The organism is Streptomyces sp. NPDC059009 (genome assembly GCF_042740175.1).
Taxonomy (GTDB): domain Bacteria; phylum Actinomycetota; class Actinomycetes; order Streptomycetales; family Streptomycetaceae; genus Streptomyces.
In genome coordinates this window covers 105629-118464 of the sequence record NZ_JBHYJB010000003.1, presented here as the reverse complement: position 1 = coordinate 118464, position 12836 = coordinate 105629, and the positions used below count along the sequence as shown (strand labels likewise).

Sequence of the window (12836 nt, the reverse complement as noted above, 5' to 3'; positions counted from 1 at the left end):
GTTCCGACATCTGATTCGGTGTTCCGGAGCCGGGGCGAGTGTGCGGGAGCGAACAGAGAGTGTTTGCAGCGGGACTGACCGGGGGGCGAATTGGGGCCGTAAGGGCCCTTCTCCGGCTGAACCCACAGATGCGCACACCCCTCTATCAGGCGAAAGCATCAACTCCTGCTACGTGAGAGTGACTTAGCCCCCCATGCACGGAATGAAGCAGCACGAGATAGCAGCAACACGGACAAAGAGAACGGCGTCGACCACCACGGCAACCCTGGCGACGACCCTCGCGGTGCTCGCGGGGGCGGCGATCGCGGGGACGGTGAACGCCCCGGCGGCCCACGCGATCATCGGCGGCACGGCGGCGCCGAACGACGCGTACCCCTTTATGACGGCCCTCCTGGAGAAGGGCCGCGGCACCCCGCAGGACCGCCAGTTCTGCGGCGCGAGCCTGGTGCGCCCGGACGTGGTGATGACGGCGGCGCACTGCCTGGTGGACGAGGAGACGGGCAGGCCGGTCAGCCCGAAGTCCCTCCAGGCAGTGGTGGGCCGCACGGTCCTGTCCTCGACCAACCAGGGCGTGACCCGCAACGTGGCGAAGGGCGGGGTGGTGGTCCACCCCCGCTATCTGAAGGGCCAGGAGGCGTACGACATCGGCTTCATCCAGCTGTCGAAGCCGGTACGGGGCGTGGCCCCGGTCGCCCTCCCCACCCAGGGCACGGACGCCCTGATCCGCCCCGGCCAGAAGGCCACGGTGACGGGCTGGGGCAACACGGACTCGTCCCTCCCCCACACACCGGACCGCCTGCGCCAGGTACGGGTTCCCGTGCTGTCCCACGCGGAATGCAAGGTGAGCTACAAGGACTACGACGCGAAGGTCAACTTCTGCGCGGGAGTCGAGGGCAAGGACTCCTGCCAGGGCGACAGCGGCGGCCCCGTCTTCCGAAAGGTGCCGGGGCGGGAGGCCCCGATCCAGACGGGGGTGGTGTCGTACGGGGACGGGTGCGGGGAGCAGGGGGCTCCGGGCGTGTATGTGTCGCTGAGCTCGTCGAGGCTGTGGAAGACGTTGGGTGAGTCGGTGGAGGGGAAGAGGGTGCGGGGGGTTTTGCGGAGGGGCTGAGGGCCTGAGGGCCTGAGGGCCTGAGGGATACCGGCCGCCGGGGCGCGCAGAGGTTGGTGCGCCCCGGCGACCGGCGCGAGATGTCTCGTTGAAGTAACAGGTTGCACTGCCCGAACTCGACACTTCCCGCCCGAACTTGCCCCTTTTTGTACTGGGCATTTGCACGGTCGAGACCCTTGACACTTCAGGGCCTTGACCCTGGTGCTGAGGATGTCCACTTCAGTACCTTCGGATGGCTTGAGGAACTGTCGCCCCACCGGGAGTCGCTCGTGAACCGCAGTCGTGTCCTGCCAGTCGCCGTCTCGCTCACGGCTGCCGCTGCTCTCTTGCTCACCGGGTGCGGGGGCGGGGACGACAAGGATTCCGGGGACAAGATCGCGGGGGCGGGGGACGGGAAGAAGAAGGAGTCTCCCAGTGCGAGTGCGAGCTCGGGGGCGAAGATCGATCGGCCGGACATCAAGCTGCCGTCGGACCTGAAGCTCACCGTCAAGGACCCGAACTTGTCGGATCCGGACCAGTCCGCCGCCTGGAACGACGCCCGGAACTACACGCAGTCCATCGCGTACGGGATCGTGAAGCAGGACGCGGAAGGCGCCGCGTACAAGTTCTACTCGGAATACGGTGGCCCGTCTTTCGTCTACGCGAAGGACCAGATCAAGAAGAACATCGCCGCCGGCTTCACCATCACAGGTGAGCGCAGTATCGAGAACGTGACGGCCAAGACCATCACGAAGCACAAGAACGTCGTCGTCACTTTCTGCACCGATGACACCAAGTACTTCAGCAAGGAAGTGAAGACCAAGAAGGTCCACCAGACCAAGCCCAGCGTCAAGGACTACTCCTTCTGGCAGGTCTCGATGAAGGCCGCCAAGTCGAACAAGGGCCTCTGGCGGGCAGACCGGATCAAGGTGGAGGCCAACGCCCAGCAGTGCAAGGGATAACGGGGATGAACATGCGCAAGTCGCTCATAACATCCGCTCTTTGCGGCGCACTGATCTTGTTGTCCAGCACGCCGGCACTCGCCGGTGGAGAGATCAGCACCGACAGCGGTGCCACCAAGGAATCCGGCCGCGACCGCGACGTCGGCGCCTACGCCAAGATCTCCTTCCGGTCTTCGGGGAACGCCAAGGGCGGCGGCCCCATCACGTCCGTCGACACCAACTGGACGCCGCCGCCGTGCTGGTACGCACCCGAGTGGAAGGCCAGCGAGTTCCGCGGCTACCGCGACCGGCTGTACTACGGCGCGCGGCACGATCCGGGTGCTCCTCGCGACGCCCTCAATGAAATGTCGGACGAGAACCAGAAGTACGCCAAGGACAACTACAACATCGACAAGGAGAAGGAAGGCATGTGGTGGGGCGCCCAGTTCAGCCCCGACGCCACACTCGAGGAGCAGCAGAAGTGCAGCAAGCCTCCCTTCTGGGTCAAGAACGGTGAGAAGCCCGACGTCGAGAACGTCATCGACGCAGAGGTCCTCGCCAACCTCGCCTACAACCACATCAAGGTCCCCGGCACCAAGGTGACCCTCGCCCCCGACGGCCCCTCCAAGGTCAACATGCCGACCTGGGCCTGGCTGGACAAGGCGAACTTCAAGCCGGTCTCGGTGACGGCCTCCCTCGACGCGGGTGACCTCCACATCGAGGCCACCACCACCGCCACGCCGTCCTCCCTGACCTTCAAGCCGGGTACCGAGGACGCCACGATCCACCCCGCCTCGGGCGAGTGCGCGGTGAACAAGGACGGTTCGATCGGCGAGCCGTATGCGAAGGGCAAGGCCAACCAGACCCCGCCCTGCGGCGTCACCTACCTCCGCTCATCCGGCAACGGCACGTTCAACCTCCAGGCCACCGCGGTCTGGAAGATCTCCTGGACGGGCACAGGCCAGGACAAGCCGGTGGACCTCCCCAACGGCGAGTACGGCAACAACCAGCCGGTGACGGTCGAGGAAGCCCAGGCGGTGAACCGCTGACCGGCCACCCGCCTGGCAGCACCCACTCCCACGCTCTGATCCAGACAGCAAACACCGCGCACCACACGCGGGGTACCACGGGGGAATGGAACCTTGTCGCACCGTCCTGCCGACTGGCATGTCCTGGATCTGGACAAGGACCCAACTCCCGGTGATCCACAGCGCGTTCGCAGTCTCGCGAAGAACCTGCACGACTTCGCGGACGACGTGTCCGATGTGCTCCGCGACACCAAGGGGATGGCGGGCGACGCCCTCGCGGACTACTGGCCGAAGCTGGAGCGCGCGCAGGCCCTGGCGGCTTCCTGGGGCCAGGCTACCGTCTCATCGAATAGCCCCCACATCACCGAGGAGGACCAGTGATGGAAATCAACAAGGTGGGGTTCATCCGGACCGGGGATGAAGCAGGGAAATACGTCCGAGTCGAGGAGCTCCCCGACTCACCGCCGAGTTACTTGATCCTGCTGGCCCATGACCGGGAATTCAAGAATGGCTGCGGTGACTATTGGGCAGAGGATTACCCGTCCCTGGAAGGGTTCTTCTCCGAAGGGAACTGGGCGGTCGGATGGCACGAGGCAGGAAACTCCTGACCTCAGCGGTGATGCCAAGCCGAGCTGCCGGGGGATGCCCGGCCCGGCGTCCTCACGCACACAGCCATCGCCGCACACACGCTGAGCAGGGCTCAGGCCACCATGGTCGGCATGACGTGGCGAAGGCCGTCGGTCACCATGTCGACTGCCGGCCGCCACCCGCGTTCGCTCTCCGTCAATCGATCAAGCGAGCCGACAACCACAGCCCCGAAGTTCATGGCCCATGCACACGCATAGGCGAAAGTCGAGCCCTCGCTTCCGCATTACAAGATCGAGCTCTCCGTATGCCCGGCCTTTCCCTGATTCGCCCCCATTAGGCCACCCCCGTAAGCCAATTCACTCTGGTGAAACCGCACACCCCACGGTTACCGTCATTGCCCTTGACGGAAATCGCGCCCCACCCCGGCCCATCCCACCAGGAGCCCACCGTGAACCGCCGCACCCTGCCCGTCGCTGCCGCGCTCGCCGCGACCGCAGCCCTGTTGCTGACGGCCTGTGGAAGTGGGGACGACGGCAAGTCCAAGGACGACAAGATCGCCGGTGCCGGTCAGGGGTCGGAGAAGCCGAAGAAGTCGGGCGAGCCTGCGGGTGGTTCGGAACAGGACTCCTCCGATGGCGTGGACCTGTCCCTGCCCAAGGACATGAAGCTGACCTTCGACTGGGACAAGCCGAAGGACAAGAACGAGGCAGCGGCGATGGGCGATGCCGCCAACTTCTTCCGCGCCATTTACCGGGGCGTGGACAAGCGGACGACGGAGGACGCGGCACTGACCGCGTACAGCACAGGCGACGGACTCACCTACGGCAAGACCCAGATCAACGAATGGATCAAGGGCGGTTGGACCGCCACCGGCACCCGCCGTCACTACCAGGCCACCACGCGGTCCACCGCGAACGGGAATTCCGTGGAGGTCGCATTCTGTGCGGACACCGGGAAGTTCTACGGCAAGGAAGTAAAGACGGGCAAGGTCCTGAAGGCCAAGCCCGGCATCAAGGACTTCAACTACTACAAGGTCGTCATGGTCAAGTTCCCGACCGGCAAGGGCCTGTGGCAGGCATCCAAGGTGTTCGTAGAGACGAAGGCGGAGAAGTGCCAGTGAACAGATCACGGCGTACGGCTCTGGGCACCAGCACGGCTGCCCTGACCCTCGCGATCAGCTCCCTCATTCTCGCTGCTCCCCACGCCGTGGCGGAACCAGTGAATACAGGCAACGGCGGCACCAAGGAAGACGGCGGCGGCGACGGAAAGAACGGCATCTACGCCGCCGCCCAGGTCCACTACTCCGGCTCCGTGACCAAGGGCGGAGGCAAGGGCAACGTCGAGTCCACCGACGTCAAATGGGACCCGCCGCCCTGCTGGTACGCCCCGTACATGGGCGCCAAGGACTTCAAGAAGAAGATGTCCAAGAGCATCAAGGACCAGATGAACGCGCCCGGCATGGGCGGTCACGCGGGCGCGGCCCTCAGCGAAATGCAGCGCCATTACGAGGACGACTACGGCTGGACGGACACCCCCGGCTACAAGGACTACAACACCGACAAGGACGGCAAGGGGATGTTCTGGGCCGGGGTCGAGAACCCCAACGAGCCCGACTATCTCAAGCGGACGTCCTGCACCGACCTGCCCTTCTGGGTCGACAACGGCGAGCCCGCGCCGCCCCAGTACGAAGAGGCCATCACCCCGAAGATGCTGGCCGCCCTCGCCTACCAGCACATGCAGCTCCCCGACACCAAGGTCACCCTCGCCCCCGACGGCAAGTCCAAGGTGAACCTGCCGACGTGGATCTGGCTGGACAAGGCCAAGTTCGACGAGGTCCAGGCGACGGCGGAGATCAACGTCCCCGGCTTCCACCTCCAGGCGACGACGACCGCGAAGCCCAAGTCGCTCACGCTCAACCCGGGCACGGAGAACGCCACCACCCTCCCGGCGAACGGCGAGTGCCCCATCGTCGGCGGCAAGATCGGTGAGCCGTACGCCAAGGGCAAGGCCGACAAGACCCCGCCGTGCGGCATCACGTACCTCCGCTCGTCGAACGGCGGCACGTTCCCGCTGAAGGCGACCCTGACGTGGGAGATCAGCTGGACGGGCACGGGACAGGCCGCCCCGGTCAAGATGCCGAACGGCACGATCGAGGCCGTTCAGGACATCACGGTCGAGGAGGCCCAGGCGGTCAACCGCTGACGGCCCACGGCCCAGCCGTACGAAGGAAGCCCCGTACTCCGCTCACAACGGCGGCGTACGGGGCTTCGTCACGTCACGCGCGACGCGTCACAAGGGCCTGCCCCAGAGGGATAGGCGGCGGCTACTCCGCGAACCGGAACGTCGAGGTGACCGCGTCGAAGATGTCGAAGAAGGAGTCCGCGAGGTCCAGGATCTGGCTGCTGCCGGAGACGAGAGCCACCTTGCCCTCCTGCCCGGGTACGGGGATGAAGGTCTGCATGAGCACGACCCGCACCGTCCGGTCGTCGCCCGGCACGGACACGTCCTCGATCCCGTACGTACGTGCCGCGAGCCCGACCCCCGGGATGTCGACGGTGGTCACCTTCCGCCACGCATCCCCCTCCCGCTTGGCCTCGCGCACCGCGAGCTGGGCGACGATCTGCGCGGGGTCGGTGGGCAGGAAGTCGCCCTTCTCCGTCCGGGCGCCGACCAGCGACACGGTCACGGATCCGGTGATCGGGGTGTCACCGCCGAAGCTCTCGGCCATGCAGCCGCAGTACAGCGCCCCGGACTGCCACGCCTCCTTCGACGCCTTGCGCAGAAACGCCTCGAAGGTCTCCCGGTGCGGGGCCAGCTCGGGCCGCTCCCGCACCCGGTCGTTGATCATCTGCCGGATGCTGGCGTCCCGCGACTCGGGCCGCACGTCGAACTCCCACCAGGTCTCCGGCACCTTGATGCTGAAGCCACCGCGCGCGATGGTCTGCGCTTCCGTGTAGCGGGCCATGGTGTCCCCCGTCCCCTCGGTCCCTCGGTCCCTCGGTCCCTTGTGAGCCGTGCCGGTGTCGGCTCGGCGGTCGTGCCTGTGGCTCGTCAGCCTAATCGGCCGGGGTCAGCCTTTCGAACGATGGCCGTCGCACACATCACCGCCCGCCCGCCTCGCTGAGGGCTTCACGATCGCCCGGCGGACACCTCACGGACCAAGCACCGGAGCGAGCAACGGAGCGAGCAACGGAGCGAGCAAATGAATTCCCAAGAGAACTCCAATAGAAGTTCAACCACTGCCGCACCGACCCGCGACCTTCACTCTTTCCACACTCTCGCCCCATATCACCCGCCACAGCCCCCTCAATGACCCCTAGCGCAATCTTGACCCCCCTCATATGTTTTTCCACCTCGGCGATACGCTCTTCGCACGGAAGGTCGCAACGGGGCCGTAGTCGACACCACCGTGAACTACCCCTGCAGAGACCCTGATTGGCGCCACGTCGCCAGCTCCAGCACCCACACGCTCGCTCGCTCGCTCAGGGGAACCGGATCACGACATGAGTGACCTACGGCTCGACGACACGATCTTCGCGGAACTGAAGAAGACGTTCTCCACGGTCAGTGACCGGATGGACGCCGTGCGACGCACGCTCAAGAACACGGACGGGTCGGTCGTCGGCGCGAAGAGCCTCGTCGAGGACGTGCACGACTTCTCCGACGAGTGGAGCTACGGAGTCAAGCAGCTCGGCAAGCACACGCACGGCGCCGTCAAGATGATCGACAAGATCGACACCGAGTTCAGCAAGCTCGACCAGGACCTGGCCGAGTCGCTCAAGTCGACGAAGAAGAAGGGCAAGTGACGTGGCGGGCAAGCGTCCGGCCTTTCCGCACATCGGCTGGGACCCCACACCGGGGGACGTGGAGGACACTCGGGACCTCGCGAAGAAGCTCGGCGGCCTGGCCGGCGAACTCGGCGACGCGCTGAGGAACTTGGAGCGCATCGAGTGCGGAGCCTGGAAGGGCAAGACCGCGCTCGCCTTCACCGAGTACATCGGGGAGGACGTCACCCCCCTCATCCGCAAGAGCCACGACTCGTTCGACAAGGCGTCGCGCGCCCTGCACAAGTGGGCGGGCGAACTCCACGACTTCCAACTCGAAGCGGACCGGCTCGAGAAGAAGGCCGGGGAGAAGCTCGAGGAGCGCGACAAGGCCAAGTCCAAGTCCGAGGAGGCCAAGGCCAAGGGCGGCAAGGAAGCGGAGAAGGACAAGGGCTTCGGCGAGGAGTCCTCGGCCGTCGACCAGGTCACCAACGAGGTCCACGACCTCGAGGACCGCTACAACAAGGCCGCCGGCCAGATCAGCAAGGAGCTCGACAAGGCGGACGACATCGCCCCGGACGAGCCCGGCTTCTGGGACAAGCTCACCAAGGGCGTGGCGGACGCGTGGGACGCGGCCGGTAAGTGGATCAAGGACCATGCCGATCTGATCAAGCTGATCGGTGATCTGTTGAGTGACCTGACCGCGGTGCTCGGTCTGCTGGCCATCATCACCCTCCCGTTCCCGCCTCTCGCGGCGATCTTCGGCACGGCCGCCTTGATCACGAGCGGACTCGCACTGGCGGCACACGGGCTGGCGAAAGCCGCTGGGGCCGATGTGAGTTGGATGCAGATCGGGATGGATGCGGTGGGGCTGATGCCGGGGATCGGCATGTTCAGCAAGGGGATCAAGGTCGTCGGCGAGGGCAAGGCAATCGCCACCGCCGCAAACCTGGGCAAGGGATTCAAGTACACCAGCATTGGCCAATCGAAGATCCTCATGGCCTTCGGGAAGAACTCGAGCAAGCTCACTGGGGGCATCGGCAAGGCTGGTCTGGTGAAGATCGGTGGAAAGTCCGAGGATGTCTACGAGGTGGCGCACGCCACCAGCGGACTCAAGTCCCGCATGGGTGGTCTGGCTGTAGCGGGCTATCACGAAGGACAGTGGCTGGGATCCAAGGGACTGAACATGATCCCCAAGGTGAACATCAACCCCATGGGTGCCGGTATCGCCATCGACGCCGGAGCGAAGATCTTCCCCAAGATCACGAGCATTCACCAGCACGTTGGAGAAGCGCTCTTCCCGGGCGATCGTTTCTCGCAGTCGACCTCGGGGAGCTGAGCGGACGCGGGGCGAACTGACAGAGTGAAGGCTCCGGGCAACCGGGCCTGGTCGTCGCACAGGAAGAGTCGTACGGATATGGACATCTGGCAGCCCGACCCGGGCGAGACGCTCCTTGCCCGCGCTCCTGCAACTTTCGCCACGGGAGCAGCCACACGCGTCAAGGGCATGCGCTGGTTCCGCGACAACGAGCGCAATGACATCCAGAGCGAATTGCCCGGGTGGCCCGAAGGGCCGGTGTACACGGCTCATTCGTCTGGGGCCTCCCTTTCACGGAAGGCGGGGAAGGGCGGGGCAATGGCCGTGGGCGGCGCCATCATGGCCGTGCTCAGCGCCTTCGGGGGCAATGCCAGTGGCAGCCCTTTCGGCGATTCCGGCTCGGATACTCCTGACAACCGGGCGGACGAGGTCGAAGACTTCCCCGTCATGTGGGCCGCCCCCAACGCCCTTGCCCGAACGCTCCCCTGGCAGTTGGACCCCGGGCGCTCGGACGAAAAGCACTACCGCACCCACGCGATCATCACCGATCGCCGCCTGGTCATCGTCGGCCTCCCCTACTACAAGAAGGACGAGCGCCGGATCGAAGACGAAGTCCTCTGGGAAACCCCTCGGTCCACCATCAGCAAGGTCGAGCCCCGCAACTTCAAAGACGGGTGGGACGTACAGGTCTCCTTCACCGACGGCTCATGGTGCAGGCTGAGCTCCCTGTCCCGGGGCAAGCTCACCCGATACCTGGTCTCAACCCCCGACTTGATTCCCTGGGAATCCCTGACACCGGCGCAGCGAGAGGCCATCGACAACTTCCTCGCCACCACTCGCGCATCGGACCACTCGGAACCCTTCGTGACGCGCCTGCCGTGCGGGCACTACCGAGCTGAGGCGTTCGTGCCCGACCAGCTCAGCGCATTCTTCGGTGCGGGCAGTGACAACTTCCACATGAACGACGACGGCAGCGAGGTGGAGTACGCCGACCTCCACCCGGAAGACCTCTGATTCCACCAGGACAGCCACTCACCATGACAACCCCCACCAGCCCCACGGACGCGCTGCCACCTCTCGACACCGGCATCGAACCCCCACCGATCTGGTTCCTCTCCCCTGAGGGATTCTTCGCGCTCCCCCTGGCCGCCACAGCCGAAGAACGCACCGAACGCGCCCATTCCTTCGTACGAGAGCTCTACTCGCACGGCGACGACAGCATCTGGGAACCCGCCGCCCCCTACTACTCGGCGATCGCGGAACTCATGGCGGACACGGGCGTCTCGTACGCGGCGATGGGGCTGTTCTCCACGGCGGAGGAGACCGCGGAGAACACGGAAGAGGACGACGTCGTCCGGGCCGCAGGGGCCGACGGCGTGGCCCAGTGCGCGTTCACCGTGGCCGCCGTCCCCACGGACCAGGCGCGGGCCGACACCGACGTCGTCGCCCAGGGAATTCTCGCGATCCTCTCGCGCGACCCGTACAACGACGCCCGCTGGCTCGATCTACCCTGCGGCCCTGCGGTGTCGTGCGTCACCCTCAAGGAATTCAAGCTCAACCCGGAAGTGACCGAGAGCGGCGAGGAGGTGGAACTCCTCACCGGCCAGATCCAGGTCCATGTCCCGTTCCCCACCGGTCCGTTCACGGCGGTCTTCACGCTCTACACCGCTTCCACGGACTACTGGGGCGAGTTCTGCGACATGATGGGATCGATCCTCCAGACGGTCAGCTTCACCGAGCCCCTAGGGGTGGACACGGAAGAGGACGCGGAAGGAGACGCGTAAGAGGAGGACGTCGCAACAGGCTGACCCGCCGCCCTCGGCTCACCAGAGGGTCGACTCCATGGGCGCCATGCGCAGCCCGCGCTTGCTCAGCAGTGTCATCTCCTTCTCGACCCCGTGGTCGGGATGCACGGGCTTGGCGCGAGTGGTCTCGACGAGGAACTTACCGTTGGGGCGGCGCGTGACGACGGGATCCACTGCGGGATCGCGGTCTGCCTCGGTCACGACGTGCTTGGCGATGTAGGCCCGATGACGCCGCGGCAGTGACTCGACGGCGATCGGCCCTGTCGGCTGCTGCGCGAGATGGAGCGCCACCGGCCACGCGAAGCGCTCTTCGGGCGGCGCCAGTCGGCACCAGGAGCCGTCCGCGAAGCGGATCTTCACGTCTCCCCACACCTTGCTGTACGGCATCCTCTCCACGCTCGCGAGGTGTTCCCGCCCGATCTCCCAGAGGACCTCGTCCTGGTTGGGATCGTCGCCGGGAAAGCCGAGGACGACGATGCGCCGGTCAGTGACGGCCAGGTGGGTGCGGTAGTCGCCGTCGGGGCGGCGGGCCGGGTCGAGCTGCCAGGGCAGGGTGCGAGCCGTGCTCCCCGGCGCGGCCCACATGACGGGGAAGTCATCGACCTCGTCCTCGGGCTTCCTGGGGCGACCGGGCCCCTTGCCGCCACCGCCGGAGCCACCGCTGGGACTGGCCCCGTCGAATATGGCCGCGAGCGCGACCAGGACGACGGCGGCGAGGGCCCCGAGCCCGAAGACCCCAGCCCTACGAAGGGACTTGGATCCCTTTCTCTTGGGCGGGGGCACCGGGTTCGCGGTGTGGACGGGCCCCTCCGGCCACCCGTACCGCACCAACTCGCCCTGGATGTCCTTGCGTTCCGGGTCCCGGAACCAGCGCATGCCGTCGACCGTGCCGGCCGTGCCACTGGCGAAGGCGATGGAGTCACGGGCCAGGAGAGTCTCGCCCGGGGCAGGGGTCCACGGTGCCATAGAAGCCGCTCCACTGGTGTTCTCTGAGCTCTGAGTTCTGGGTTCTCCTTGTCGAAGGGCAGGCTAACGAAACCCGATCGGCGACCCGCAACCGCCGCAGCACCCCAGCACTTCAGCAAGCCCTTGGTGGCGTTCGAAGAACGGCCTCGCCGACCTGTACGCCGCTTCGAGCACCTCGGTGGCCGGGGACGCGGCGTCGACGAGCCGGGAGCCGTCCCTCGTGGTGATCCGGTCTCCCTTGCCGAGCGTGAAGTCCAGTCGGAACGAAGAGTCCGTCCCCACGAAGTGGAAGGACCCGCTCCCGCGCACGGCGAGCGTCCGCAGGCCGTCGAGGAGGTCGCTCAGCGCCACGAAGATCATCATCGACTGGTCCGGAGTGTGTCCCCGCGACGTCGCCCGGCCCCCGCCACCCATCACTTCCATGTCGCCCAACGCGAAACCCGGCGAGGGAGGTTCGAGCTCGGACGGGTCCACGTCGAACGAGAAGCGGATCATGGGTGGCTCCCTCTCCCCTGAGGTCCCCCTGAGGTCCCCCTGAGGTCCCCCTGAGGGTGACCGACGTCCGGCATCGCGACGGCACGCCGATGCTACGGCCTGAGCATCTCGTCCTCGTCGTAGCCGAGCTCCTCCTCGATGCCCAGTTCTTCGGCCGCGTGCCATCTCACGGGGTTCGGCCAGTCAGCACCGGTGGCGACCCCGCGGAGGACGGTCAGTGCCTCAGGCGTTCCGATCTCGGCGAGCGACTGGACGCTCTTCACGGACAGGGGGAAGAAGGGTGCGTCGGATTCCCTGCGTTCGTGCAACAGCGCCGCCAGCGCGCCCACCGCTTCCGGTGCACGGAGTTCGCCCAGCATGTCCACCAGGTCCTCGACGTTCACCTCGCCGCGTGAACCCGCCGACGCCAGCGCGGAGATCAGGATCTCTGCGAGTCCTTCCGGATGAACGTGCAGGGCCACGCCCGCGAGCCGCTCGAAGCTGCGCCACTGTCCGGCGTCAGCGAGCGTGCGCAGCCAGTCGAGCGCCCTGTACCGGGACTCCGGGACGGCCGCGACCACCTCGGCAGCCTTCTCCTGTCCGACATGGCCGATCCCGATGGCGGCGTCGGCCCGGTCGATCAGTGGGTCACGTGACGGGTCAGCCGCAGTCATTGCTCCACAGCACCTCGGCCTCCTCTCCACCACCCGGCACCCCCAACGCATCAGACCCACCTCGCAACACCCGCACCCTCCGACAGAGCACCAGCCCCGGAGCCCCCGCCCCCGCCCCGCCCGGCCCCCGTCAAGACGGCATCAGCAATCCATAGCCAACCCGTCAGCAAGCCATAGCCAACCCATCA

The 12836-nt window shown here is 66.3% G+C and carries 14 protein-coding genes and 1 pseudogene; 11 read left to right on the top strand and 4 right to left on the bottom strand.

Going from position 1 to position 12836, the window contains the following annotated elements; genetic code table 11:
- Nucleotides 1–202: 202 nt before the first annotated feature.
- The 7 genes and pseudogenes from ACFWYM_RS04065 to ACFWYM_RS04035 all read left to right on the top strand — a co-directional run bounded on the left by ACFWYM_RS04065 (nucleotide 203) and on the right by ACFWYM_RS04035 (nucleotide 5849).
- Complete coding sequence (locus tag ACFWYM_RS04065) at nucleotides 203–1111, top strand: S1 family peptidase (RefSeq protein WP_384829640.1); 909 nt, start codon at nucleotides 203–205, stop codon at nucleotides 1109–1111.
- Nucleotides 1112–1380: 269 nt separating this feature from the next.
- Nucleotides 1381–2052: a hypothetical protein gene (locus tag ACFWYM_RS04060; RefSeq protein WP_384829638.1), complete on the top strand. Its 672-nt coding sequence runs from the start codon at nucleotides 1381–1383 to the stop codon at nucleotides 2050–2052.
- Nucleotides 2053–2111: 59 nt separating this feature from the next.
- Nucleotides 2112–3080: a hypothetical protein gene (locus ACFWYM_RS04055; protein WP_384829636.1), complete on the top strand. Its 969-nt coding sequence runs from the start codon at nucleotides 2112–2114 to the stop codon at nucleotides 3078–3080.
- A 93-nt stretch (nucleotides 3081–3173) separates the two neighbouring features.
- A pseudogene (locus tag ACFWYM_RS04050) lies at nucleotides 3174–3377 on the top strand (hypothetical protein); the annotation flags it as partial.
- 62 nt (nucleotides 3378–3439) lie between these two features.
- Nucleotides 3440–3667 (top strand): hypothetical protein, encoded by a 228-nt coding sequence (locus ACFWYM_RS04045; protein ID WP_384829634.1) that lies wholly within the window; start codon nucleotides 3440–3442, stop codon nucleotides 3665–3667.
- 428 nt (nucleotides 3668–4095) lie between these two features.
- Nucleotides 4096–4767, top strand: a complete 672-nt coding sequence (locus ACFWYM_RS04040) for a hypothetical protein (RefSeq protein ID WP_384829632.1) — start codon at nucleotides 4096–4098, stop codon at nucleotides 4765–4767.
- Nucleotides 4764–5849, top strand: a complete 1086-nt coding sequence (locus tag ACFWYM_RS04035) for a hypothetical protein (protein ID WP_384829630.1) — start codon at nucleotides 4764–4766, stop codon at nucleotides 5847–5849. The genes ACFWYM_RS04040 and ACFWYM_RS04035 overlap by 4 nt, the downstream gene beginning before the upstream one ends.
- A gap of 121 nt (nucleotides 5850–5970) precedes the next feature.
- Here the strand turns inward: ACFWYM_RS04035 and ACFWYM_RS04030 are convergent, their stop codons facing one another.
- Nucleotides 5971–6612, bottom strand: coding sequence for a hypothetical protein (locus ACFWYM_RS04030; protein ID WP_384829628.1), 642 nt, complete (start codon nucleotides 6610–6612; stop codon nucleotides 5971–5973).
- A 538-nt stretch (nucleotides 6613–7150) separates the two neighbouring features.
- Between ACFWYM_RS04030 and ACFWYM_RS04025 the strand changes: the two genes are divergently transcribed.
- The 4 genes from ACFWYM_RS04025 (at nucleotide 7151) to ACFWYM_RS04010 (ending at nucleotide 10513) form a co-directional block, all read left to right on the top strand.
- Nucleotides 7151–7453, top strand: coding sequence for a hypothetical protein (locus ACFWYM_RS04025; protein WP_384829626.1), 303 nt, complete (start codon nucleotides 7151–7153; stop codon nucleotides 7451–7453).
- Nucleotide 7454: 1 nt separating this feature from the next.
- Nucleotides 7455–8750, top strand: coding sequence for a putative T7SS-secreted protein (locus ACFWYM_RS04020; protein ID WP_384829624.1), 1296 nt, complete (start codon nucleotides 7455–7457; stop codon nucleotides 8748–8750).
- 78 nt (nucleotides 8751–8828) lie between these two features.
- Nucleotides 8829–9743 carry a hypothetical protein gene (locus tag ACFWYM_RS04015; protein WP_384829622.1) on the top strand — a complete coding sequence of 305 codons (915 nt, stop codon included), beginning with the start codon at nucleotides 8829–8831 and terminating at the stop codon, nucleotides 9741–9743.
- 23 nt (nucleotides 9744–9766) lie between these two features.
- On the top strand, nucleotides 9767–10513 hold the full coding sequence (locus tag ACFWYM_RS04010; RefSeq protein ID WP_384829620.1) for a hypothetical protein: 747 nt from the start codon (nucleotides 9767–9769) through the stop codon (nucleotides 10511–10513).
- A 39-nt stretch (nucleotides 10514–10552) separates the two neighbouring features.
- Here ACFWYM_RS04010 and ACFWYM_RS04005 read toward each other — a convergent pair whose 3' ends face one another.
- From ACFWYM_RS04005 to ACFWYM_RS03995, 3 genes are all read right to left on the bottom strand, one after another.
- Nucleotides 10553–11500 carry a hypothetical protein gene (locus ACFWYM_RS04005; RefSeq protein ID WP_384829618.1) on the bottom strand — a complete coding sequence of 316 codons (948 nt, stop codon included), beginning with the start codon at nucleotides 11498–11500 and terminating at the stop codon, nucleotides 10553–10555.
- A 63-nt stretch (nucleotides 11501–11563) separates the two neighbouring features.
- Nucleotides 11564–11995 (bottom strand): hypothetical protein, encoded by a 432-nt coding sequence (locus ACFWYM_RS04000; protein WP_384829616.1) that lies wholly within the window; start codon nucleotides 11993–11995, stop codon nucleotides 11564–11566.
- Between the two features lie 92 nt (nucleotides 11996–12087).
- Nucleotides 12088–12648, bottom strand: a complete 561-nt coding sequence (locus tag ACFWYM_RS03995) for a hypothetical protein (RefSeq protein WP_384829614.1) — start codon at nucleotides 12646–12648, stop codon at nucleotides 12088–12090.
- Nucleotides 12649–12836: the final 188 nt, after the last annotated feature.

What these genes read in the sequence shown, in the direction of transcription:
- ACFWYM_RS04065 (WP_384829640.1), top strand. Translation starts at nt 203, where the DNA reads ATGAAGCAGCACGAGATAGCAGCAACACGGACAAAGAGAACGGCGTCG.
- ACFWYM_RS04045 (WP_384829634.1), top strand. Translation starts at nt 3,440, where the DNA reads ATGGAAATCAACAAGGTGGGGTTCATCCGGACCGGGGATGAAGCAGGG.
- ACFWYM_RS04030 (WP_384829628.1), bottom strand. Translation starts at nt 6,612, where the DNA reads ATGGCCCGCTACACGGAAGCGCAGACCATCGCGCGCGGTGGCTTCAGC.
- ACFWYM_RS04025 (WP_384829626.1), top strand. Translation starts at nt 7,151, where the DNA reads ATGAGTGACCTACGGCTCGACGACACGATCTTCGCGGAACTGAAGAAG.
- ACFWYM_RS04015 (WP_384829622.1), top strand. Translation starts at nt 8,829, where the DNA reads ATGGACATCTGGCAGCCCGACCCGGGCGAGACGCTCCTTGCCCGCGCT.
- ACFWYM_RS04010 (WP_384829620.1), top strand. Translation starts at nt 9,767, where the DNA reads ATGACAACCCCCACCAGCCCCACGGACGCGCTGCCACCTCTCGACACC.
- ACFWYM_RS04005 (WP_384829618.1), bottom strand. Translation starts at nt 11,500, where the DNA reads ATGGCACCGTGGACCCCTGCCCCGGGCGAGACTCTCCTGGCCCGTGAC.
- ACFWYM_RS04000 (WP_384829616.1), bottom strand. Translation starts at nt 11,995, where the DNA reads ATGATCCGCTTCTCGTTCGACGTGGACCCGTCCGAGCTCGAACCTCCC.
- ACFWYM_RS03995 (WP_384829614.1), bottom strand. Translation starts at nt 12,648, where the DNA reads ATGACTGCGGCTGACCCGTCACGTGACCCACTGATCGACCGGGCCGAC.